Origin of the sequence: Pseudoalteromonas sp. MB47 (assembly GCF_011319765.1) — a bacterium.
GTDB classification, from domain to species: Bacteria; Pseudomonadota; Gammaproteobacteria; order Enterobacterales; family Alteromonadaceae; genus Pseudoalteromonas; species Pseudoalteromonas simplex.
Genome location: NZ_VFBD01000031.1, coordinates 276,608 through 299,433 on the forward strand (window position 1 = coordinate 276,608; position 22,826 = coordinate 299,433).

A 22,826-nucleotide genomic window follows, 5' to 3' on the forward strand; every position below is an offset into this window, starting at 1 on the left:
TATCCTATTGTTGGCCTACTGAGCTGACAATCTTAATCTGTCTTTCGTCTGGTACCTCTTGGTAAGACATCACCCTTAAACCTGGGATGGTGTACTTAACGAAGCGAGATAGCACAGTCCGTAACATTCCTGACGTTAACAGTATCGAAGGTTCGCCGGCCATTTCTTGGTTTTGGTGCGCTTCATTCAATGATTGTTGAAGTCGCTCTGCAAGGCCTGGCTCTATTCCGGCACCTTCGTCACCTGCATTCTGAAGTGACTGATGCAACATCTGTTCCAACTCAGGCGCCAAGGTTATGACAGGGATCTCAGAAGACATACCAACAGCGTCTTGAACAATCAGTCTGCGTAGTGAAATTCTCACTGCAGCCGTTAGTACATCTGGGTCTTGGCTACGTGGGCCATACTCAACAAGAGTTTGAACAATCGAGCGCATATCGCGAATTGCCACCCCTTCATTGAGTAGGTTTTGTAGCACTTTTACGATAGTAGTGAGTGGTAATACGTCAGGAACCAGTCCTTCAACTAAACGTGGATGACTCTTCGCTAACATATCTAATAAGTTTTGCACTTCTTCATGACCAAGCAGTAAAGCTGCGCTATTAGTAAGTAACTGACTAATATGAGTTGCAACCACAGTTGCTGAATCAACGACTGTGTAGCCAAGTGATTGTGCTTCATCTTTTTGATCTGGTTTGATCCAAACCGCATCTAATCCGAATGCAGGGTCTTTTGTGGCAACCCCTTTGATTGGACCAAATACTTGGCCTGGATTAATCGCTAACTCATCACCATGCTTAAGCTCACCCTCACCGCTTGAAACCCCCATCATAGTGATTCTATAAGCATTTGGGTCAAGCTCTAAGTTATCGCGGATATGCACAGGAGGTACCAAGAAACCAAGTTCCTGAGACAATTTCTTACGCACACCTTTGATACGATTTAATAGTTCACCACCTTGAGATTGGTCAACAAGTGGAATTAAGCGATAACCCACTTCTAAACCAATAACGTCAACCTGTTGAACATCATCCCAACCCAGTTCTTTTTGCTCTTGTTTATTAGCAACACCTGTTCCTGGTGCACCTCCATTTGCTTCTTGCTCTGCTTTTTCGGCTTCTGCTTTGGCTTTTTGTTGTTGCGTGAAGTAAGCAAGGTAACCCAGTAATCCACCTAAGCTTAAAAATGCAATATGCGGCATACCTGGCACTAGACCCATGATGATCAAAATACCTGATGCGATATACAAAGACTTTTCGTTACCTAGCTGAGTCTTAACTTGGTCGCCCATGTTGTGCGATTCATTTTGACGGGTAACAACGATTGCAGTACCGATTGACAGTAACAATGAAGGCAGTTGTGCAACTAGACCATCACCAATGGTTAGCAAGGTGTACACTTCCATCGCACGGCTGAACGATAAATCATGTTGGATCATACCAACAAATAAACCACCAACGATGTTAATCACTAGAATAACGATACCCGCTATTGCATCACCTTTTACGAACTTACTCGCACCATCCATTGAACCATAGAAATCGGCTTCGCGGGTAACCTCTTCACGGCGTTCACGGGCTTGCTCTGCACTGATAAAACCAGCGTTTAAATCAGCATCAATCGCCATTTGTTTACCCGGCATTGCATCAAGAGTAAAGCGAGCTGATACTTCAGAAATACGACCTGCACCTTTGGTGATAACCACAAAGTTAATAATGATTAAAATCAGGAAGACCACTAAACCAACTGCATAGTTACCGCCGATAACCACCGAACCAAAGGCCTCGATAACTTTACCGGCTGCATCACCGCCGTTATGACCTTCGAGTAATACTACACGGGTACTGGCGACATTCAGCGCTAAGCGCATGATGGTTGCAATCAGTAGAACCGCAGGGAACATACCAAATTCAAGGGGTTTCATGGTGTAAACTGTAACCAGTAACACCACCAGTGCTAACGCGATATTAAACGAAAATAGAATATCTAAAAGAAATGGCGGCAGGGGTAAAATCACCATACCCAGCGCAGCAAGTACCATTAACGGCGTGCCGATACCCTTCGCATATTCTTTTTTATCTCTGTTAAGTTGTTGTAATACCGCTTTAAATTCCATAATTCAACAATTTCAAAAAATTGACACTACACGGAATTTGCAATAACTATTCCAAGTTATAAATTTACTGTTTAGTATTTGTAGGCATCGGGTATTGGGAGCTTTTTATTGAGTGGTACAGGACGTTTACCGCGCCCTTTTTGGAAGCGTTTTAACTGGAAGACATAAGCTAACACTTGTGCAACGGCAGTGAATAGCTGATCAGGTATTTGATGACCAACATCGGTGGTGTGATACAGCGCACGAGTAAGCATGGGTGATTCAACAATTGGCACGTCATTCCCCTTGCCCACTTTACGAATTTGCATAGCAAGCTCGTCCACGCCTTTGGCAAGAACAATAGGCGCACCCGCTTTAGCTGTATCGTATTTTAGTGCTACAGAATAATGGGTCGGGTTAGTTACGATCACATCTGCATCAGGCACGTCTTGCATCATACGCCTTTGCGACATTTCACGCTGAGTACGGCGAATACGCGCTTTTATTTGCGGATCACCCTCAGAGTTTTTAAATTCGTCTTTTACCTCTTGTAAGGTCATTTTTAACTGTTTATGGTGTTTGTGACTTTGATAAGGAGAATCTATTGCAGCAATAATGATTAACGTACAAGTTAACCCCAAGAACATCCAAGATAGTATTTCGAGTGCATGGATAAAATTTCCGGGCGCGCTTTCAATGCTTAGGTGCAGTATTTCATCAAAGAAAGTATTAATTAAGAACACAGCAAAGCCTGCAACCACTACAAATTTTAAAATAGACTTAACTAGCTCTACTCCTGCTTGAGGGCCAAGCATACGCTTAATACCTTTAGCTGGCGACATCTTACTTGCTTTTGGGGCTGCCGCTTGCCAACTAAAGTTATAACCTCCCAGTAAAGTATTGCCAACAAAAGCGGCTATGACGATGATCAACACAAACATTGCCATAGGGAATAACAATGCATCCGCAACAATTCCCCACACTGAAAACATCTTAGTGGTGTCGTAGGTTTCATTACGGTTAAGGCTTAATAAACGTCCCATTATATTATAAAGACCTTTACCAATTTCAGGGCCATACAACAAGAGTGAAACTGCAGAAAAAATAAGCACAAACATGGTACCTAGCTCTTTTGAGCGGGCAACCTGACCTTTCTTCTTGGCATCATCAATTTTTTTCTGCGTGGGTTCTTCGGTTTTTTCTTGACCAGAATCTTCAGCCATGGCGCGCTCCTAAGGTGTACAACCAACAAGGCTGCACATTAACTCAACCATTTTTAACCACTGAAACTCAAATTGAGTCATAAAGTTGCCTAATGTTGCCCAAATAATCACAAGACCAGCTACTAAGGTAAACGGAAAGCCAATTGAGAAAATATTTAACTGCGGTGCCGCTCGGGTCATTACACCAAACGACATGTTAATAACAAGCATGGCTGTCAGTGGAGCTAAAGCAAGCACCAAGGCTGTGGTGAACATCCAACCACCCCAAGTAACGATATCCCAGTAATGATCAACCGCCCACCAATTGCCATCAATTGGTAGCACTTCAAAGCTATGAATGACCATTTGAATCATCATTAAGTGGCCATTGAACACAAAGAAAAGCAAGGTCGCCAAGATTAGATAAAATTGTCCCACAGCGGGTACACTCAGACCATTCGATGGATCAACTACGGACGCAAAACCAAGACCTGTTTGCATCGCGAGTATTTGCCCTGCAAGAACAAAAGTATTTAGCAATAAAACAGATGCAAACCCAATCGCCACACCAATAAGCATTTGCTGAATGACCACAAGAATCATCTCAAACGAAAAAAGATTGTTGAAAGTCGCAGGGGGCAGCATAGGCACAGCAACAAAGGTTACAACTACAGCTAAACCAAGCTTAATTCGGCTTGGTACATTCTTCGCACCAAGGCCTGCCATAATCATTATCATTGAGCTAATACGCACTAATGGCAGCAAAAAGTCGCTGAGCCATTGAATAATGACCGCAAATGGAAATTCCATTTAACCTGCTATCTCCGGTATCGACATCACTAAACGGGTAAAATAGTCCATAAGCTCTTGCGTGAACCAGTGACCACCTATAATAAGTGCGCTTATGGTAATTAGCAAACGAGGTAAAAAGCTTAAGGTTTGCTCATTGATTGATGTTGCCGCTTGGAAAACTGCCACGACTAGACCGACTAATAAGCCAGGTACTACGATTGCAGACACTAACTTTATAACTAAAAATAGCGCGTCACTGAGTATATCGACAAAAATTTCGGGTTCCATTTTGTCTCTCCTACCTAATTATGTGCCTTGAATTGCATTGTTACACCCCGAGCCCAAAGCTCTTCGCCAGCGTGCCCATCACAAGGCTCCAGCCATCCACCAACACAAACAGCATGATCTTAAACGGCAAAGATACAATCATCGGCGAAAGCATCATCATACCCATGGCCATTAATACGGAGGCCACCACTAAATCAACTATCAAAAATGGGATAAAGAACATAAAACCAATGATAAAGGCCGTTTGCAATTCGCTGGTAACAAACGCTGGGATCAATACAATCAGCGGCGTGTCTTCTGGCGAATCTAATTGCTCATAACCAGCTATTTTCGCAAAGGTCTCTAAATCTTTTATACGAACTTGCGAGAGCATAAACGCTTTCATTGGCTCTTTGGCAAGTTCTAATGCTTGAACTGAGGTAACTTGTTCATTCAAGTACGGCTCAATAGCGCGCTCATTCACTTGCTGATAAATTGGCGCCATAATAAAAATACTTAAAAACAGCGACATGCCTAACAAAATTTGATTCGATGGTGTTTGTTGTAAGCCTATTGCTTGGCGTAATATCGCCAGAACCACAATAATCCGTGTAAATGAAGTCATCATAATGACCGCTGCTGGAATAAAACTCAGTGCCGTCATGATCGCTAATACTTGTAGCGTCACTGAGTAATCTTGAGAGCCATCAGGGTTGGTGGTAATGGTCAGTGCTTCTATGCCTTCAGCGTTAACCGACGGCAAAAACAACACACTTGCTAAAATAAGTATCCACTTGATCATAGCGTTAATTCTTTTTATTTGAAGGTGATTGTGGGTTCAGTAACTTTCCAAATTTCTTGGCTAGTTCTGGCAGTTCTTTTTCTTGTAATGGTGTTTCTAGTTTATGCAGGTAGTTAATACTGTGCGGAGTCACACCAATTAAGTGCTGTGCGTTATCAATTTCAATGACCATCAAACGCTCACGAGAACCTAAAGGCAAACTGCGCACTACTTTAAATTCATCACTATTAGCAAGATTTGGATTTAGTTTTTTAACCAAAAAAGCCAAAGCAATAATAACCACCAGCACTAAAAGCAAAGACATCACCATAGACAGTAAATCTGCCGTCGGTGATGCCGTAGGAAATGCAGTGCTCGACGCACTTGTTAAAGCAACTAAAGCACTCATCGTAACTTTTTAATACGCTCAACTTGGCTAATAACGTCAGTTAAACGAATACCGAACTTATCGTTTACAACGACCACCTCACCATGGGCAATCAGCGTGCCGTTAACCAATACATCAAGCGGCTCACCAGCGACTCGGTCTAGTTCTACCACCGAACCTTGGTTAAGTTGTAATAAGTTACGAATGTTGATTTTTGAACGGCCCACTTCCATAGAAATGGTAACCGGAATGTCCAAGATGGTATCAAGTTTTCGTTTTTCGTCGCCCGATAGCTCATGTCTTTCATCTTTTAATTCATCAAGCTCTGCCACAGCAGCATCGCCTGAGCCACCCTCAGCCTCTTCAGCTTCGGCTAGTGCCGCGGCCCATTCGTCCATTGTATCTTGATCATCACTCATTATGTTTAACCTTATAAATCGACTACCAGTCTAAATCTACACCTTCAGATAGATGTAGATCTTCTTCTAGTTCTGCTAATTCTGCATCTGAATCCAGTTTTTTGCCACCTTTTGTGAACACATGTAGTTCTGACTTAACTGATTCAGGGCGTTTAATTTTTTCGCTAATTTGTAGTGCCACATTGTCACGTGAGCGGCCCATTTTCGCTCTAAAGGTCGGCAGTTCTTCTACAAATACGGTGATATGCTCTGGCATTTCAACCGGGATAATATCGCCAGCTTTAAGCTCCATGATCTGTTGTAGCGTTAAATCAACCTCAAGCAATTGAGTCGATAGGTCGACTTCTACATCCATGATCTCATCACGTAATGCTTTACTCCAACGTAAGTCGGTGTCTTCGGTGTCTGATTGCACACCGGCATCGAGCAATTCGCGAATAGGCTCAAGCATTGAATACGGTAATGCGATATGGAAATCACCACCACCACCATCTAGCTCAATATGGAAGGAGCTAATAACAACCACTTCAGTTGGACTTACGATGTTCGCCATTGCTGGGTTAACTTCTGAGTCAAGGTACTCAAAAGATACATCCATTACCGGCGCCCATGCTTCTTTATAATCTTCGAAGATAATTTTAAGGAGCATTTGAACAATACGGCGTTCTGTTGGCGTAAATTCACGGCCTTCTATTTTTGCATGATAGCGGCCATCACCACCAAAAAAGTTATCCACTAAAATGAATACTAATCGGGCCTCCATGGTAATTAAGCCAGTGCCCTTCAACGGACGAAAACGTACCATGTTCAAACTAGTTGGCACGAATAAGGTATGGATATATTCGCCAAATTTAATCATTTGCACGCCGTTGATTGACACCTCAGCTGTGCGGCGCATCATGTTAAATAGGCTAATTCGCATATGACGGGCAAAACGTTCATTCACGATCTCCAAGGTCGGCATACGACCACGGACAATACGATCTTGTGATGAGAAGTCATACTGTAAGGTATTACTGTCTAAGTCATCACCTTCGTGAATATCTTCCTCTTCGACTTCATCAACGCCGTGTAAAAGCGCATCAATTTCGTCTTGAGATAATAAATCGCTCACGCTGACCCCTTATTGCATCACAAAGCCGGTGAATAATACCCGCTCTATCACTTTGCTACCTTCAACATCACTTAATGCTGATTGTACTTTTTCAAGTGCAGCAACACGCACTGACTCTTTACCTTCACTGGTACCTAATTCATCTGCGGTCGTTGTTGAAAGAACGCCAAGTAAGGTACTTTCGATAAGTGGAATATGCTTTTTGGCAGTTTCTTCGTTCACTTCACCGCGAACAAGTAGCTGAACTTTTATTTGTACAATACGGTCGCGACTCGCACCGGGTACATTAAATACAAATGGGCGTGGCATTGCGACATATAGAGCCGAACCAATCTGTGCGGAGCTCGATGGTGCAGCAGCCTCAGTCACTGTGGTTTCATCTGCTAGGCTCTCTTCAGGGGCATCATCACCCATAAATAAAAAGTAACCTGCGGCGGCGCCAACAATCAACACTACAGCTGCAATAATGATAATCAGCTTCTTTTTGCCTTTACCCGTATCTTCTATTTCTAAATTTGCTTCTTCGGCCATTGTTACTTCCCTCAAAGTTACAGCAAGTTGTTTATCACACTGTAACTATTTTATTTCTTATAATAGCAGGACTTATGCATAGTAATCTATTGATGATGAAGATTGTTGTCGAGAAGTTTCTGCGCTTTGCGCTGTTACTTCTGGTTGTTGCTCCTCAGCTTGTTGATTTCCTGCAAGCTGCCCTTGCCCAGACTGCTCTTGTTGTTGCTCAGGGTTACCTTGCTGAATACTACTTTCACCAAGTTCAATACCTTGCTGCGCAAGCATTTCTCGCAAACGTGGCATTGATTGCTCTAAAGCTTCTTTAGCCTGCTGATTTTGAACAACAAAATTAATTTGCGCTTGTTCAGCATCGCTACGTATACGAATTTGCATACTGCCCATTTCTGGTGGATCTAAGCGAATTTCCGCTTCTTTGTTATTTATATTGAGTAACGCACTAACTCGCTCTTGAAGCATCTTTGCGGCGTCACTCTTTATAATATTGATCGCTTGCATTACACCAGGGTCAATGCTCACCGATTTAGAATGAGCCTGAGTTTGTGTCGTTGCTTGAGTCTGCATTGTTTGTGCATCAATTGCTTGCTCATATTGCTGATGAGCCACCTCATAGGCACCCGGTTGTGTTGCTGCATTGGCTTGAGTCGTTAACTGAGTAAATAACTGAGCTACACGCGAAGACACAGCTTCTTGTGTACGTTCGGTATTAATTTTTGTATCAAGCTCTAAAGTTACTTCTTCACTAGTTGCAGCCTTTGTAACATCGGCTGTAACCTGCGCAGTATTGTTTTGTTTTGTATTATTATTTTCAGCATTGACTGTGGCGGCGGTTATCGGCATCGCTGTGTTGACTATTGCAGGAGCATTAATAGCCTCTTTGAGCACAGTTTGTGCCGCAGAAAGTTTTTCGTACTGAGCAGTACCCGGCGTTAACGTTTGCAGTTGAGTATTCACTTTATTTAACAGTGCTTGCTGCTCATCTTTCGTCAGTGCAGTGATTTGCTTTTCGATGCTAGTCGGCAGTTTAGTATCAAGCGCTTTATTATCAGCTAATTTAGCATCTTGTTTTGTCAGACTTTCATCAGCAATGCCTTGCTCTACAGCAAATTGTGATACAGGGCTCTGTGCAGGCTTACTACTCATCACATCAGTCAATAGCGACTTGATTGTTGCCAGCTCATCAGCGCCGAGTTTATTGTCAACTTTTAGTTGATTGATTTGTTGTTCAAGTTGCTTTTGTTGATCAGAGGTTAGCGACAAACCTTTAACGAACTCACTTAAAGCCTGCCCGTCGCCACTTTGTAGTTTGGCAAGCAGGTTAACGATTGACTTATCAGTTACTGGTTTATCTGATGCTTTTGCCGCGCTTGCTTCAACGCTCTTCGGAGCTAACTGCTCAGTAGCTAGATTTACTGCTGGCTTATCAACGTTGCCATGCGCTTGCTTTGTCGTCACTTCTGCCGCTTTTGCATCAGTTTGAACGCTATTATTTGCATCGCTGAGCATCTTGTTTAAAACAGCTTTGCTTTTATCATTCGCGCTGAGTTCATTTCCATCAGCTGTTTTTACAGCGTCTAAATCAACAGTGGTTTCTTTACTGTCCGTTGCTTGTATTGCACTGGCAAAGTTAGCTACCTGAGGTTTTGTATCCGGTGTATTAACAGCTGAAACCCCCTGCTTTTCTTTGTCTGTTAATGGGCCATCAACAATAGGAGTCACGCTATCTTTTGGCGGTAAATCACCAATCGCTTTTAGTTGACTATCTACCGCTGTCGCAACTTTAGACTTATGTAATAAACTTGCGATTGAGTTGTCATCTTCTTCTGCGACTTTTGAATCATCGGTTTGCGCAACGTCTGTCATAGGTGAAGGTATTACAGGTGTAATGGTATCGATTGGGGTTGGTTTTTTATCAACAACTACCGAGCTAAAGTCATTATTTTCAATCAATTTATTAACACGTGTACTCATAGCTTGAGCCGCATTAATTTGCGAAAGCAGTGAGTTATCTTCACCTTCTACAAGTGCAAGCTCATCGCTTTGCTCTTTAGTTACAGCTTCATTACGAACATCTGGATTTATTTTAGGCTGCTGATCTGTAGATGTGGGAGTAGTTGCAGCTTTAGCATCAGTCGCTGTATTCTCATCGCCTGGTTTTGCATCTGATTTAGGTTCTTCAGAAGTACTGATAGCTTTAGGTTCATCAACTGAGTCAGCATCTGCATCACTTTTTGCTTGCGCGTTTGCCGCTTCACTTGCTTCTGTCAGTGAAGTTAAAAAACTTAAGCCCGATGCTTTGTTGTTAGACTCTGAGTCTTTGCCTGAAAAACCAGTACCTTGCTCAGTTTTAACCTGCAAATTGATATCACTGATCGCCATAATTCACCTAAACCTAGTCATCTAAAGTAATGAGGCAATTTGCCGCCGCAAGTGCCAAAATTAATGCTACTGGTTAGGTAAATGCAATTAACATGCCTAAAAAAGAAGTATTTTAAAGAAGTGCATTTTTAAGTTGACGCTGATAAAACTGATTTGCAGCAAATTCATCCAGCATTTTTTGTTCTGCTTTTGCCACTTGCATCGCTTGTTTTTCAGCTTGCTTTTCGATTAACTTCGCTACTGCTTTTGCTTTTACTTGTTGCTTTAACCACAGTGCTTTTCGCTGTGTCACAACTTGTTTTGCGGTATTCACTGTACTTGCTTGCTGGCGTATCGCTTCTTCAATTTTTGCAATAAAAGCATGATATTGGCTGAAGCCAGCACTAGACAAACCAGAGCGTCCTTTCAAATGTAACTGCTGAGAATACTCTAAACGAAAGTTATTAAGCCCTTGCAGTTTTTGTTGATTACTTTGTAAGTGCTGCTGTGCTTTTAAATAATCCATGCGTAAAGACTCTTCTTTATCGCTCTCAAGCTTTAACAATAAATCAAGTTTACTTTTAGCCATTAACCTTGCCCTAATAACTGCGCGAGACCTTGCAGACCTTCATCATAACTGATCACATCTTTCATACCTTGTTGAAGGAATTGATTGACTCGCGGCATCATATTAATTGCTTGGTCGAGCATAGGATCGGTGCCTTTTTGGTACGCCCCTAAGGTGATCATATCTTTGTTTTGTTGATACATTGAATACACTTGCTTGAGCACACGCGCTTGTTGCATATGCGCTTCAGATACAACCTGCGGCATTACACGAGAAATCGACTTTTCAATATCAATAGCCGGATAGTGACCACTGTCGGCTAAATCTCGAGATAAAACAATGTGGCCATCTAAAATAGCACGGGCAGAGTCAGCAATTGGATCTTGCATATCATCGCCCTCACTAAGTACAGTAAAAAACGCTGTAATGGCACCTTGCCCTTCACCACCATTACCGGCACGCTCCACCAGCGCAGGTAATTTAGCAAATACTGAAGGCGGATAACCTTTCGTAGCCGGAGGCTCACCAACCGCTAAGGCAATTTCACGTTGTGCCATGGCATAACGGGTAACAGAGTCAAGTAATAACAACACGTTAAGACCTTGATCGCGAAAGTATTCCGCAATGGTCACTGCACTTTCACAGCCTTTTAAACGCATTAATGGTGACGCATCCGCAGGGGCTGCAACCACCACTGAGCGCTTACGCCCTTCGACTCCTAAAATTTCTTCAATAAACTCTTTTACCTCACGACCACGTTCACCCACAAGGCCAACCACGATTACATCTGCTTCAGAACCACGAGTCATCATACCTAGTAGCACTGATTTACCAACACCAGAGCCTGCAAACAGACCCATGCGCTGGCCTTGACCCACGGTAATAACGGAGTTGATGGCTCGTACACCTACATCCATAGGTTGACTGATTGGTCGTCTTGCCAGCGGGTTAATTGCGTTTTGCGCAAACTTTAAGTGATGCTCAGCATTAATTGCACCTAAGCCATCAAGTGGCCGACCAAGGCCATCCACTACGCGGCCAAGTAAACTCATGCCTACAGGCAATCCTGTTTCGTTTACTTTTGGGATAACTCGCGCACCTGGTAGTACGCCAGAGATGTGATCATTTGGCATTAAGTACAGTGTTTGGTCATTAAAGCCAACAACTTCAGCATCAACAAAGCCGTTAATGGTTTCAATTTTACATTGACTACCAACAGGTGCTCTAAGCCCTTTTGCTTCTAGCGTTAAACCAACAACACGCGTCAGAATACCGGCAACAGCCGGTTTTGGAGCCTTGATATGTTTTTCATAGCGCTGTAAGCGTTCGCTAAGAGTCATTGATTGAGCACTCATGATGAGCCTAAAAAGTGTTAGATACCACTGCTATGCAAAAAGTTTTCCAACGTTTCTTTGACGCGAGTTTTTATCGTCATATCGAGGGATGATTGCGGGGTTTTAATTTCGCAGCCACCGCGCTCTAAAGTCGGCTCTGCCACTAACTGCCAATGGTTATCTGCGATAGTTTGTTCGCCATAACTTTCGGTAATTAAAGCAATATCATCAGGATGTAAGTGAATACGTACTTTCACTTGCTCTTCACCTAACGCATCAATGGCTTGCTTCAAAGCATGTAAAATGACTTCTGGTGAGGTTTTGATTTCTTGGTAAACTAAGACTTCAGTTAACATAACAGCTAATTGCACTAACTGCTTTTCGGCACTTTCATCGACTTTAGATAATGGTTGAGAAAGACTATCAAGTAAGCTTCTTAAGTTGGTCAGCTGCTCTTCTAAAATAGGCTTAATTTCTTCTTGGCCTTGCTCCTTACCAAGCTCAACACCTTCTTTAAAACCAGCTTCTTTCCCCTCATGCGCGCCTTTTTCAAAACCATCTATATAGCCTTGTTCATGACCTTGCTTTAGCCCTTCTTCATAGGCATCTTGACGGATTTTTTCAAGTTCAGCCATGGTCAATGACGGAATTTCAGGCTCTTCTGGCTGCTCTTCGGCCTGCTGCTTTTGCTGCTCTTTACGATATAAGTCAGCTAAAGGCGTGCCATACGCCGTTGAGCGTCCAGCGAGTTTTGTTGTATCTTGCGTAACCTCAGGAATTGGCCAGTTTTCCAATAGTTCATCGGCTGCTTCACTGGCATGTACTGGGCGTCCTGTATGAAATGAAGACTTACTCATGGCTTACAGGAACTCCTCACCACCACCGCCACCAAGCATAATTTCGCCTGAGTCAGCTAAACGTCGTGCCGTAGAAAGAATTTCTTTCTGTGCCGCTTCTACTTCGCTAATACGAACAGGGCCCATTGCCTCAAGATCATCAGCGAGTAATTCAGCGGCACGTTTTGACATATTGCCCAAAATCTTCTCTTTTAATGCTTCGTCAGTACCTTTAATTGCTTTCATTAATACATCTTGCTGTACTTCACGAAGAATTGCTTGAATACCACGGTCTTCAACATCCATTAAGTTCTCAAAGACAAACATAAGGTCTTGGATTTGCTGTGACATCTCTTCATCGTGTTCACGGATTGAATCCATTAACTGACCTTCAACATTGGTATCTAGGTAGTTCATGATATCAGCGGCTGCTTTCAAGCCACCCATTTTCGCAGCTTGCGCACCAGCTTGACCTGCGAACTGTTTCTCCATGATTTCATTCAACTCTTGCAATGCTGCTGGTTGAACTTCTTCAAGGTTTGCAATACGCATGGTTAAATCTAAACGCACTTTTTCTGGGAATTGCGACAAGATTTCCGCTGATTGTTCTGGCTCTAAATAAGATAAAACAATGGTTTGAATTTGCGGGTGCTCGTTGCGAATGATATTCGCCACTTGCTTTGAGTCCATCCACTTCAATGAATCAAGACCTTTCGCCCCTGAGCCCATAACAATTTGGTCAATAAGGCTGGCTGCCTTGTCTTCACCAAGCGCTGCTGTAAGGGCTTTTTTGATAAAGTCTTCAGACTGGAAGCCAATGGTACTGAAGCTTTGAATTTGCTCAATAAACAAATTATGGACTGCGCTAATTTTCGCTTGCGATAAATCATCTAGCGCAGCCATTGCCATACCCACTTTTTGCACTTGCTTTGGCTCTAAGTGCTTAAGGATTTGCGCAGCATCTTCTTCTGATAAGCTCAGCAATAAGATTGCCGCCTTATCAACACCGTCTAATTTATCAACATCAAACGCCGGTGGTAATTGTTTTTGTTCTTGATCAGTCATCTTCTGTTAACCACGCTTTCACTACTTGAGAAGACAGTTCTGGTTCATTTGCAACCAATGCACGAACTGCTTTGAGTAAATCTTCATCGCCATGTAAGTCTGGCAGCTGTAGTGTACCATCACTTGAGAATCCTACAGCAGCAGAGTCAAAGTCTTTATTTAGCATATCTAGCGTGCTATCACCAATATCTACACCTGCACTTAATGCATCTTCATCATATTCTTCTAGTGTATCGTCTGGGTAAATTAGACGTTTCAGCATAGGTCTTACAACAAAGACAATAAGTACGATGATAACCAGTGCACCTAATGCTAAGCGTAGCATCTTCATGAACCAATCTTGCTCCCAAAGTGGAACTTCAATCGCTTCACCTGTATCTTGTCTTACAAATGGCACTGTGACGACTTCAAGTGCATCACCGCGTTGCATATCAAACCCAACACCACCTTGTAGTAAGCGACGAATATTTGACAATGCTTCGACAGAGCGAGGAACCATAGTTGTCTCACCGTTTTCACCTACTTGTGGTACATAATCAACGGCAACTGACACACTGATGCGGCGGATAACACCGGTTTGCTGGCGCTTATGCGAAATTGTGGTATCAAGTTCGTAGTTACGTGTTGCTTCTTTATGCGAACGACTTGGGTTCGTTGCTGAACCCGCACTACCTTGGCCAGCGACCTCAGGAATATTAGAGTTAACTGGCGGCTGATTCGTTAGCGCACCTGGAATGCCCACCGCAAGACCACCAATGTTGTTTTCTTCGAAAGTGGTTTCACTGCGCACAGCGGGTAAGTCTGGGTTATAACGTTTTTGTGTTTCTTCGACTGCACTAAAATCCATATTTAAGTCGACTTGCGCTGTGTAGTTACCTAAACCTACAACTGGAATAAGGATGCTATCGATTTTATTTAAGTATTCTTCTTCACGCTTACGCTCAATTTCATACTCTTTACGAGAGCGAGCAGCAAGTGAGTTTTGTGAACCTGAATTCAGTAAACGACCATTTTGATCGGTAACAGTAACACGCTCTGGCGATAAACCTTGGACTGCTGAGGCAACAATATCAACTACTGAGTCAACTTCTTCACCATCAAGCGTACGGCCGCGTTTTAAGGTTAGTACTACCGTCGCTGAAGGTTGTTTTTCACGACGAGCAAATACGTTTTCTTTTGGAATAGCTAAAAGTACTTTGGCGCGAGTAACATTTTTTAGCTCTTCGATGGTACGTGCAAGCTGTTGCTCACGACCATGCTTTAAACGTTCACGTTCAAGGCGTTGGCTTACACCAAACCCCATGTCTTGCATGATGATGTCAGTACCTGAGCTTGGCGCTTGCTCTAGGCCTTCACGAGCCATCAATAATTTGATGTTTTGGTATTCACCTTCTTCAACAGAGATGACGTTACCATCAAGTTCGTAATCAATCTTTTGAGCGTCTAAAAAGTCCAGCGTTTGAATAAGCTCTTCCGTTGGCATTTTGCCAAGCGGACGCATATCTGGCTGACGAGCCCAAATAATAATAAAAATTGCGATAGCCAAACAGATTGCTAAAGCAATCACTAAAGTAGCCTGGCGTAAAACGTCTACACCATTTAAGGCACTTAGGTAGCCTGACTTTTGCTCTTGTTGATCGTCAGTATCGGTTGCATCGATACCGCCGCCTGCTAAGGCTAGATCAGTTGATTGATTAGATTGCGCCACAATAATTCTCCACTACCTAGTTACACAGGCATGTTCATGATTTCTTTATAAGCTTCAACAAGTTTATTGCGAACCTGTACCGTCGCTTCAAAGGCAACTGATGACTTTTGCGAAGCAATCATTACGTCCGCAAGTGAAACACTGCGATCGCCCATTTCAAGCGCGGTTACTTTTTGTTTTGCTTCTTGTTGTAAGCCATTCACTGTATCAAGTGCATTGGTAAGTAAATCACCAAACTGTGCCGATGAAGTTGGCTGAGTTTGTGTTGGTAAATTATTAATTGAGTTACTACGACCAACTTCTGAAGCCATAGATTGCATTTCTTGAAATAATGCGCTGTTTTGAACTTTCATAATACTCTCTGACAATGCAGTTTACTTATGCACTGATAAAGCACAAACCGTGCCACAAAATAAAATCAACATTTTCAACAACTTAACAGAATAAATTTACTTGTCAGAGTTTTGACAGCAAACAAGCTCACAAAAATGCGAGCTTGTTTGACTAACTTTTTGGAAGGAGTTTATGCAGGTAAGGCGATACCCAAGTCTCGCATTTGCGCCAGTTTATAACGTAACGTGCGCGGACTGATACCTAAGGTTTCTGCAACCTCTTTACGCTTACCATTACAGCGCGCTAAGGTTTCTAAAATAATACGATGCTCTTTGTCTTTCAGCTCGTCTTTATAATTACCCTGCTCACTCACTTGCGGTACGGTATCTAGATTAACTTCAACAGGCTGTTCTTGATATACCGGAGCGTTGTGTGGTGGCGTAGCGACTGGCTTGATATCCGCCGTAAGCAACTCTTCAATAAAGACATCATCTTGATGAATACTATTCCCATCGCATAATATCAATGCCCGTTGAATAACGTTATCAAGTTCTCGTACGTTACCTGGCCAAGCATGCGATAGCAGCTTTTGTTTCGCACCCTCACTTAGTTGAGCTATAGGCTCTTTACTTTTCAGGCAATGACGCTCAATTAGATGCTCAGCCAACACAACAATGTCACCAGGACGCTCGGCTAATGGTTTCCACATTAGCGGGAATACATTTAAGCGATAATATAAATCTTCCCTAAATAGATTTTCGCTCACCGCTTCTTTCAAATCTCGGTTACTTGTAGCAAGTACGCGAACATCAAGCTCTATGGTTTTACGACCGCCTAAGCGCTCTACTTCGCGCTCTTGAAGTACACGCAGTAATTTTGCTTGTAAGCCTAAATCCATCTCAGTGATTTCATCAAGTAAGATGGTGCCACCTTGAGCTTGTTCAAACTTACCCGGACATGCTTGAATAGCGCCGGTAAACGCCCCTTTTTCGTAACCGAATAAGGTTGCTTCAAGCATGTTTTCAGGAATAGCAGCGCAGTTAATAGCCACAAAGGGGGCATCGCTACGATTTGATTTATCATGGATAAAACGAGCCAACACTTCTTTACCTGAGCCACTTGGGCCGAGTACCATGACACTGGCATCTGAGCGGGCAACTTTGCTCGCGAGCTCTAATAGCTTAATACTCGATGGATCGGCAACGATTGGGCCATCGGTTTCTTTTTCCTTTTCAGGCAAATAACGACTCACCATATTAAGGAGCACTTCTGGAGCAAACGGCTTTGCCATGTAATCAATCGCACCTAAACGCATTGCTTCTACAGCATCATCAATGGTGGCATAGGCTGTCATCATTAATACCGGCAGCTCAGGATAATTAAGTTTAATGCTACGTAATAGGTCAAGGCCACTCATGGCGCCCATTTGCACATCACTAACAACCAATGAATAGCTATTTTGCTTAAGCAAGATCATCGCTTGTTCAGCGCTATCTGCAGCAACGCAATCAATACCCGACATTTCAAGGGTATCGATCAGTGCTTCTCGTAAGCCTGCGTCGTCTTCAACGACTAAAATAGAGTTAGTATTCATTTTGCCTCCGCTGAGATTGGTTCTGCACTAATTGGCAAGATCAAACTAAAACATGCTCCCCCATGAGCATTATTAGTCACTTCAACCCGTCCTTGGTGCGCATTGGCGACTGAACTTACAACTGCAAGTCCAAGCCCCGTGCCTTGGCTTTTGGTAGTGTAAAAAGGTTCGAATAATTTGTTGGCATGACGTAAATCAACACCTGGGCCATTATCACTGACACTGATACGAACACAGTTTTCGCTAGTTTCGTCACGTTCGGCACTCAGGGTTACCACAGCCTCAGAGCCAATAATTTGAATACTATTGTGGATCAGGTTTTGAATAGCACTCGCCAGAGCAGTTTTATTACCCATAATTTCAATATCTGGCTCAGGCAAGTTCACGCTAAGTTCACTGTTATTTTGTGCAACCATAGCATCAGCACCGGCTTTTACTTCATTAAGTAACTGTTGCATTGAAACGCTTTCGACCACTTGTTGCTCACCACTTTTGGCAAATAACAGCATATCGTTCACTTGGGTTTCTAAATCTTTTAAACGCGACATTAGCTTCGTATGAAAGTTGCCACGCGAGCTTTCTGGCAATCGCTTTGAGCCTAAATTTGCGGCATACAGCATGGCCGCTGATAACGGTGTTCTGACTTGGTGAGCAAGCGAAGCGACCATTTTGCCAAGCGCACTTAAGCGCTGCATATGTGCAACTCGCTTTTGTAAGCGCCTGGTTTCAGTTAAATCTGTCATTAAAATTAACTGCCCAGGCTCTGGAGCAAGCGCAGTAATATCAAGCTTTATTAAACGCCCATCTCTAAGTGATACTTCATGTCCATCGTCTTGCTGTGGTCGAAATGAGCGTTGAATTACGCTAAACCACTTTTCACCTTCAAGGGGTTCTCCTAGCATATCAATGGCGATTTGATTGGCTTTTGCGATCATACCTCGGCCATCCAAAACCACCACACCCGCAGGCATGGTATCAACCAAATGACCTAACCAACTGGCTTGTTGGCGCAGCTCACTCAATTCACCCACATACTCTTCTTGTTGTAAGCATGGGTTATATTGTTTGGCTGTGATAAATTGTGGTTTTAGGACATTTGCTAAGGCCATAATCGATACTCAAAAAATCGTGTCTACCTAGCTAAATGCACAATCCGTACCAAATTTATTTTTGTTTTATTTCAATAAATTAAAGACAAAACAACACTGACAAAAAAATGACAATCGCGAGGGAATAATGCAAAAAGAACACCATTGTCGTTGCCCATGGCTCGATACCAGCAAAGAAGATTATGTGGCCTATCATGACCAAGAATGGGGGGTGCCACTATATGATGATCACCGCTTATTTGAATTTATAACCTTAGAGTCAGCACAAGCGGGACTGAGTTGGTATACCATACTTAAAAAGCGTGATGGCTATCGCAGTGCCTTCAAAAACTTTGTTGTCGAAGAGGTTGCCAAAATGACCGAAGACGACGTCGAACGATTAATGCAGTTTGAAGGTATTATTCGTAATCGCGCTAAAATCACCGCCACTATCAATAACGCGCAACGGTTTATTGAGATTCAAAAAGAGTTTGGTAGTTTCTCAAATTACCAATGGCAGTTTGTTGGTGGCAAACCATTGGTAAACAATCTTGATAAATTAGAGGATTACCCGGCTATTACTGAAGCCTCTACAGCATTCGCCAAAGATTTAAAAAAGCGCGGCTTTAAGTTTTTAGGGCCAACCACTGTGTATGCGCATATGCAAGCCTGTGGCATGGTTAACGACCACAGTAATGATTGTTTTAGAAAAGCTGAGATAATTAGTGAATATTAAAGAGATAAAACCGAGGAAGAAACCTAACGCGGCTTAATCGCGCGTTAGGTTATATTTCTTCATTTTTTCGACCAGTGTGGTGCGGCGAACACCTAAAATTTCTGCTGCACGTGCAACAACATAATCGTAGCGCTCTAATGCTTGGCTGATTAAGCTGATTTCTAGCTCAGCTAGGTATTCTTTGAGCTCAATTCCTTCATCTGGTAATAAACCTGAGTCAGCCGTTGTTGCTGGGGTATCAAGCTCTTCCTCATCATAATCACTAAAGCCGGTACTGAAAATATCGTTGAAAGCATCTCGCTCCATCAACTCTTCAGGGTACTCAGGCTCATAAGCCTCAACTTCAATATAACGATATTTAGCTGGTAGGTCTGGTACATCAACCACTTTGTCTGGGAACATGATCACCATGCGCTCAACTAAGTTAGCAAGCTCACGAATATTCCCCGGCCACGCATGCTCTTTTAAGCTTTGAATCGCACGCTCAGTAAATTTTGCCGTTGTACCACTTTGCTCGTTCACACGACGCATTAACTCTTTTAAAAGTAGAGGAATGTCGTCGGCACGCTCACTTAGCGAAGGGTTTTCAATTGGAAACACGTTTAAACGATAAAAAAGGTCTTCACGGAAGTCGCCCTTTTCAATCATCTCTTCAAGATTACGGTGAGTCGCAGCAATAATGCGTACATCAGCTTGAATAGGCTTTGTACCCCCTACTCGCTCATAGCTACGTTCTTGCAACACACGCAGTAGTTTAACCTGCATTTGCAAAGGCATATCACCAATTTCATCTAGAAACAGTGTACCGCCTTGCGCTAATTCAAAACGCCCCTTTCGCGCAGAAATAGCGCCCGTAAACGCGCCCTTTTCATGGCCAAATAGCTCACTCTCAAGTAGTTCACCAGGGATAGCACCACAGTTTACCGGCACAAATGGCCCGGTATTGCGTTTAGAGAGTAAATGAACGTTACGTGCAACAACTTCTTTACCTGTGCCTGACTCACCTAAGATCAGCACGTTGGCATCGGTTTTTGCTACTTGCTCAATTAAAAAGCGCACATCTTTTACAACTTCTGTTTCACCGACTAAACCATCAAATGATTTGTTAGATTTCGCTTGTTTATGGTCACCCGGTAGCATGCGCTGATATTGCTGACAATCATGCAATAGCTGAGTAGTTACATCATGATTAAATGGCTCACAAATTAAACCTACTACATTAGCAATACTTAGCAGCGGTTTGAGTGTTTCACCAATTAATAAAAACGGAATGGCAGGAAACTGTTTGATCACAGCCTCGTGATTTAGCTGCTGTAAAGCACCAAGAATGACCATGCATTCTTGCTGTTGATGTTTTTCACAAAAAGACTGTAATGAAGTCTCATCAACTAATTGTGCAGTTTCACCAATGAAGGTAAGTGCTGCATGTAAACCTATCGCACGATTATTATTATTGTCTAAAATTAAGATCATTATTGGCGAACCACAGTTACCACGAGGTTAGTTAATTTCTAAATTGTAAGCGAGTTTAAGAGGGATGCAAGCGCTAAGCGGCAATTTATTGACATCAACGCCAAAAAATAGTCACTTAGCACTAAAATTTAATACTAAAGAATTAAAGTAAGCCTAATATAGATTCGGCTGAACGATTAGCCTGACCACGTAAGGCAACCGATGCTTGCGATAAAATATCATTAGCTACTTGATCAGACACGGCTTTTGCATAGTCAGTATCTTCTATTCGGCTTTGGCTCGCAGCAATGCTCTCTCGCTGGTTGCCTAAACCTTTTATCGTACTCGCCAAGGTGTTTTGAAAAGCGCCTAGCTCAGCTCTTTGCGTGTTAATTTCTTCAGCTACTTGGTCGCTAATATCAATCGCAGCTTGAGCTCCTGCTTGGGTTGAAATATCGATTCCCGCAATAACTGTTGCAATACTGCCATCAGATGGCGTCACTGATTGTGTAGTATTGGCATCTGGGCCAACCTGAAACGACACTTGCTCACCATCAAATAAAGGTTTACCACCGAATGTGGCATTTTCAAATGTTTCTGATATTTGCGTTTGTAATTGCGACACTTCTTCTTGGAGTGCAGCCCTATCACTATCTGTGAGCGCACCATTACCCGCTTGAATAGACAGCTCTCGAATGCGAGAAACGGCATCATTTACACCAGATAGATTTGACTCTGTTACTTGCGAGTAAGAAATACCATCGTACGCATTGTTAATTGCTTGACTGTAGCCATCTTGTTGCGATGTTAGTCTATCAATAATTTGCAATGCAGCGGCATCATCTGCTGCTGAGTTTACTTTTTTACCTGACGCTAATTGCTCAGCAAGCTTATTACCCGTTTGCTTAGTTTGGTTTAAAAACCCGGTATTGGGTGATTGAATTTTCATGGCGGCCTCCGACAAACCGATTGCTTAAATTATAGCTTAATTTGCCAAAATTTGCACTTTGTACCATGGTTTAGATAAATTAACTTGGCATCTGACTTGCTAGAGTATTATTTAATAGTTAAATTACTGAGAATTGTGTCAAAATTCTCACTTTGCGTATTTCACTTTTATAAATAACTACGCCAATGATAAATAACTTAGGTAACGCTATGTTCGACAATAAAACGATTTTAATCACCGGTGGTACCGGTTCATTTGGTAAAAAATACGTCAAAACGCTACTAGAACGCTATAAACCTAAGAAAATTATTATTTTTTCGCGAGACGAGCTAAAACAATTTGAAATGCAGCAAGAGTTTGACCAACCGTGTATGCGTTATTTCATCGGAGATGTACGAGATAAAGACAGACTGCGCAGAGCAATGCGCGGCGTGAACTATGTGATACACGCTGCAGCATTAAAGCAAGTGCCTGCCGCTGAATATAACCCAATGGAATGTATTAAAACCAATATTAATGGGGCCGAGAACGTCATTGATGCGGCTCTTGATAATAACGTAGAAAAAGTCATTGCTTTATCGACCGATAAAGCGGCCAACCCAATCAACCTGTATGGTGCGACTAAACTTGCATCAGATAAGTTATTTGTTGCTGCTAACAATATAGCTGGCGGTAATCGCACTACCTTTTCAGTAGTAAGATACGGTAACGTAGTATGTTCGCGTGGTTCTGTTGTGCCTATTTTCCAAAAGTTTATCGACCAAGGTCGCGACCATATACCAATTACTCATGAAGAAATGACTCGCTTTTGGATCAGCCTGCAGCAAGGTGTTGACTTTGTTCTAACTAATTTCGAGCGAATGCTGGGTGGTGAGATTTTCGTTCCAAAAATACCTTCAATTCGTATTACTGATCTTGCCAAAGCCATGGCACCCGATTTACCAATTAAGATTATCGGAATTCGCCCTGGTGAAAAGTTACACGAAGTCATGTGCCCGGCCGACTTGTGCTTTGAAACGTACGAATATAGCGATCATTTTGTTATCGCTCCGGGTATTAAATTCAGTAGCCGAAGTAATGACTTCACTGTTAATGCACTTGGTGAAAAAGGTGAACAAGTTGCCCAAGGTTTCGAGTATAACTCACTCGATAACCCTGATTATATGAGCATTGAAGAAATTAAAAACTTCAATGTTCAGGCTTTACTTTAAAAATC

Annotated in this window: 22 protein-coding genes; 2 read left to right on the forward strand and 20 right to left on the reverse strand. The window is 42.6% G+C overall.

The window, feature by feature from the left end; translation table 11 throughout:
- Positions 1–4 precede the first annotated feature (4 nt).
- From flhA to IMPJCBKJ_RS19610, 18 genes are all read right to left on the reverse strand, one after another.
- Positions 5–2,116 (reverse strand): flagellar biosynthesis protein FlhA, encoded by a 2,112-nt coding sequence (gene flhA, locus IMPJCBKJ_RS19525; RefSeq protein WP_138599036.1) that lies wholly within the window; start codon positions 2,114–2,116, stop codon positions 5–7.
- A gap of 71 nt (positions 2,117–2,187) precedes the next feature.
- Positions 2,188–3,318: a flagellar biosynthesis protein FlhB gene (gene flhB / locus IMPJCBKJ_RS19530; protein WP_054553262.1), complete on the reverse strand. Its 1,131-nt coding sequence runs from the start codon at positions 3,316–3,318 to the stop codon at positions 2,188–2,190.
- A 9-nt stretch (positions 3,319–3,327) separates the two neighbouring features.
- Positions 3,328–4,107, reverse strand: a complete 780-nt coding sequence (gene fliR, locus IMPJCBKJ_RS19535) for a flagellar biosynthetic protein FliR (protein ID WP_054553263.1) — start codon at positions 4,105–4,107, stop codon at positions 3,328–3,330.
- A complete protein-coding gene (gene fliQ / locus IMPJCBKJ_RS19540) occupies positions 4,108–4,377 on the reverse strand; it encodes a flagellar biosynthesis protein FliQ (protein ID WP_054553264.1) in 270 nt (89 codons plus the stop codon). It abuts the gene before it with no gap.
- A gap of 40 nt (positions 4,378–4,417) precedes the next feature.
- A complete protein-coding gene (fliP, locus tag IMPJCBKJ_RS19545; RefSeq protein ID WP_054553265.1) occupies positions 4,418–5,158 on the reverse strand; it encodes a flagellar type III secretion system pore protein FliP in 741 nt (246 codons plus the stop codon).
- Between the two features lie 4 nt (positions 5,159–5,162).
- Positions 5,163–5,546, reverse strand: a complete 384-nt coding sequence (gene fliO / locus IMPJCBKJ_RS19550; protein ID WP_166341682.1) for a flagellar biosynthetic protein FliO — start codon at positions 5,544–5,546, stop codon at positions 5,163–5,165.
- Positions 5,543–5,944, reverse strand: coding sequence for a flagellar motor switch protein FliN (fliN, locus tag IMPJCBKJ_RS19555; RefSeq protein ID WP_054553267.1), 402 nt, complete (start codon positions 5,942–5,944; stop codon positions 5,543–5,545). Before fliN ends, fliO begins: the two co-directional genes overlap by 4 nt.
- A gap of 22 nt (positions 5,945–5,966) precedes the next feature.
- Positions 5,967–7,058: a flagellar motor switch protein FliM gene (gene fliM / locus IMPJCBKJ_RS19560; protein ID WP_054553268.1), complete on the reverse strand. Its 1,092-nt coding sequence runs from the start codon at positions 7,056–7,058 to the stop codon at positions 5,967–5,969.
- A gap of 9 nt (positions 7,059–7,067) precedes the next feature.
- Positions 7,068–7,589 carry a flagellar basal body-associated protein FliL gene (fliL, locus tag IMPJCBKJ_RS19565; RefSeq protein WP_054553269.1) on the reverse strand — a complete coding sequence of 174 codons (522 nt, stop codon included), beginning with the start codon at positions 7,587–7,589 and terminating at the stop codon, positions 7,068–7,070.
- 72 nt (positions 7,590–7,661) lie between these two features.
- Entirely contained in the window at positions 7,662–9,968 is a 2,307-nt protein-coding gene (locus IMPJCBKJ_RS19570) for a flagellar hook-length control protein FliK (RefSeq protein ID WP_166341684.1), read from the reverse strand.
- Between the two features lie 112 nt (positions 9,969–10,080).
- Positions 10,081–10,536 (reverse strand): flagellar export protein FliJ, encoded by a 456-nt coding sequence (gene fliJ, locus IMPJCBKJ_RS19575; protein WP_054553271.1) that lies wholly within the window; start codon positions 10,534–10,536, stop codon positions 10,081–10,083.
- Complete coding sequence (gene fliI / locus IMPJCBKJ_RS19580; RefSeq protein WP_054553272.1) at positions 10,536–11,870, reverse strand: flagellar protein export ATPase FliI; 1,335 nt, start codon at positions 11,868–11,870, stop codon at positions 10,536–10,538. Before fliI ends, fliJ begins: the two co-directional genes overlap by 1 nt.
- Positions 11,871–11,887: 17 nt before the next feature.
- The gene (gene fliH / locus IMPJCBKJ_RS19585) at positions 11,888–12,706 is read right to left on the reverse strand and encodes a flagellar assembly protein FliH (RefSeq protein ID WP_054553273.1); all 819 of its coding nucleotides are present in this window, start codon (positions 12,704–12,706) and stop codon (positions 11,888–11,890) included.
- A 3-nt stretch (positions 12,707–12,709) separates the two neighbouring features.
- On the reverse strand, positions 12,710–13,750 hold the full coding sequence (fliG, locus tag IMPJCBKJ_RS19590; protein ID WP_054553274.1) for a flagellar motor switch protein FliG: 1,041 nt from the start codon (positions 13,748–13,750) through the stop codon (positions 12,710–12,712).
- The gene (gene fliF / locus IMPJCBKJ_RS19595; protein ID WP_054553275.1) at positions 13,743–15,458 is read right to left on the reverse strand and encodes a flagellar basal-body MS-ring/collar protein FliF; all 1,716 of its coding nucleotides are present in this window, start codon (positions 15,456–15,458) and stop codon (positions 13,743–13,745) included. Before fliF ends, fliG begins: the two co-directional genes overlap by 8 nt.
- Before the next feature lie 20 nt (positions 15,459–15,478).
- Positions 15,479–15,811 carry a flagellar hook-basal body complex protein FliE gene (gene fliE / locus IMPJCBKJ_RS19600; protein ID WP_054553276.1) on the reverse strand — a complete coding sequence of 111 codons (333 nt, stop codon included), beginning with the start codon at positions 15,809–15,811 and terminating at the stop codon, positions 15,479–15,481.
- A 170-nt stretch (positions 15,812–15,981) separates the two neighbouring features.
- Positions 15,982–17,385, reverse strand: a complete 1,404-nt coding sequence (locus IMPJCBKJ_RS19605; RefSeq protein ID WP_054553277.1) for a sigma-54 dependent transcriptional regulator — start codon at positions 17,383–17,385, stop codon at positions 15,982–15,984.
- Complete coding sequence (locus tag IMPJCBKJ_RS19610) at positions 17,382–18,494, reverse strand: ATP-binding protein (RefSeq protein WP_166341686.1); 1,113 nt, start codon at positions 18,492–18,494, stop codon at positions 17,382–17,384. The genes IMPJCBKJ_RS19605 and IMPJCBKJ_RS19610 overlap by 4 nt, the downstream gene beginning before the upstream one ends.
- Positions 18,495–18,621: 127 nt before the next feature.
- Between IMPJCBKJ_RS19610 and IMPJCBKJ_RS19615 the strand changes: the two genes are divergently transcribed.
- Positions 18,622–19,209, forward strand: a complete 588-nt coding sequence (locus IMPJCBKJ_RS19615) for a DNA-3-methyladenine glycosylase I (protein ID WP_138599043.1) — start codon at positions 18,622–18,624, stop codon at positions 19,207–19,209.
- Positions 19,210–19,242: 33 nt separating this feature from the next.
- Here IMPJCBKJ_RS19615 and IMPJCBKJ_RS19620 read toward each other — a convergent pair whose 3' ends face one another.
- Positions 19,243–20,682 carry a sigma-54 dependent transcriptional regulator gene (locus IMPJCBKJ_RS19620; protein ID WP_166341688.1) on the reverse strand — a complete coding sequence of 480 codons (1,440 nt, stop codon included), beginning with the start codon at positions 20,680–20,682 and terminating at the stop codon, positions 19,243–19,245.
- Between the two features lie 142 nt (positions 20,683–20,824).
- The gene (locus IMPJCBKJ_RS19625; protein WP_166341690.1) at positions 20,825–21,610 is read right to left on the reverse strand and encodes a flagellin; all 786 of its coding nucleotides are present in this window, start codon (positions 21,608–21,610) and stop codon (positions 20,825–20,827) included.
- A gap of 209 nt (positions 21,611–21,819) precedes the next feature.
- Here IMPJCBKJ_RS19625 and pseB point away from each other — a divergent pair, with 209 nt between their 5' ends.
- Positions 21,820–22,821 carry a UDP-N-acetylglucosamine 4,6-dehydratase (inverting) gene (gene pseB, locus IMPJCBKJ_RS19630; RefSeq protein WP_166341692.1) on the forward strand — a complete coding sequence of 334 codons (1,002 nt, stop codon included), beginning with the start codon at positions 21,820–21,822 and terminating at the stop codon, positions 22,819–22,821.
- Positions 22,822–22,826 lie beyond the last annotated feature (5 nt).

Bases quoted from the DNA above. Each gene is read 5' to 3' on its own strand.
- fliJ (WP_054553271.1), bottom strand. From the start codon at position 10,536: ATGGCTAAAAGTAAACTTGATTTATTGTTAAAGCTTGAGAGCGATAAA.
- IMPJCBKJ_RS19570 (WP_166341684.1), bottom strand. From the start codon at position 9,968: ATGGCGATCAGTGATATCAATTTGCAGGTTAAAACTGAGCAAGGTACT.
- fliH (WP_054553273.1), bottom strand. From the start codon at position 12,706: ATGAGTAAGTCTTCATTTCATACAGGACGCCCAGTACATGCCAGTGAA.
- fliL (WP_054553269.1), bottom strand. From the start codon at position 7,589: ATGGCCGAAGAAGCAAATTTAGAAATAGAAGATACGGGTAAAGGCAAA.
- fliI (WP_054553272.1), bottom strand. From the start codon at position 11,870: ATGAGTGCTCAATCAATGACTCTTAGCGAACGCTTACAGCGCTATGAA.
- IMPJCBKJ_RS19625 (WP_166341690.1), bottom strand. From the start codon at position 21,610: ATGAAAATTCAATCACCCAATACCGGGTTTTTAAACCAAACTAAGCAA.
- flhA (WP_138599036.1), bottom strand. From the start codon at position 2,116: ATGGAATTTAAAGCGGTATTACAACAACTTAACAGAGATAAAAAAGAA.
- IMPJCBKJ_RS19605 (WP_054553277.1), bottom strand. From the start codon at position 17,385: ATGAATACTAACTCTATTTTAGTCGTTGAAGACGACGCAGGCTTACGA.
- IMPJCBKJ_RS19610 (WP_166341686.1), bottom strand. From the start codon at position 18,494: ATGGCCTTAGCAAATGTCCTAAAACCACAATTTATCACAGCCAAACAA.
- flhB (WP_054553262.1), bottom strand. From the start codon at position 3,318: ATGGCTGAAGATTCTGGTCAAGAAAAAACCGAAGAACCCACGCAGAAA.
- IMPJCBKJ_RS19615 (WP_138599043.1), top strand. From the start codon at position 18,622: ATGCAAAAAGAACACCATTGTCGTTGCCCATGGCTCGATACCAGCAAA.
- fliQ (WP_054553264.1), bottom strand. From the start codon at position 4,377: ATGGAACCCGAAATTTTTGTCGATATACTCAGTGACGCGCTATTTTTA.
- pseB (WP_166341692.1), top strand. From the start codon at position 21,820: ATGTTCGACAATAAAACGATTTTAATCACCGGTGGTACCGGTTCATTT.
- fliR (WP_054553263.1), bottom strand. From the start codon at position 4,107: ATGGAATTTCCATTTGCGGTCATTATTCAATGGCTCAGCGACTTTTTG.
- fliO (WP_166341682.1), bottom strand. From the start codon at position 5,546: ATGAGTGCTTTAGTTGCTTTAACAAGTGCGTCGAGCACTGCATTTCCT.
- fliP (WP_054553265.1), bottom strand. From the start codon at position 5,158: ATGATCAAGTGGATACTTATTTTAGCAAGTGTGTTGTTTTTGCCGTCG.
- fliN (WP_054553267.1), bottom strand. From the start codon at position 5,944: ATGAGTGATGATCAAGATACAATGGACGAATGGGCCGCGGCACTAGCC.
- fliG (WP_054553274.1), bottom strand. From the start codon at position 13,750: ATGACTGATCAAGAACAAAAACAATTACCACCGGCGTTTGATGTTGAT.
- fliE (WP_054553276.1), bottom strand. From the start codon at position 15,811: ATGAAAGTTCAAAACAGCGCATTATTTCAAGAAATGCAATCTATGGCT.
- IMPJCBKJ_RS19620 (WP_166341688.1), bottom strand. From the start codon at position 20,682: ATGATCTTAATTTTAGACAATAATAATAATCGTGCGATAGGTTTACAT.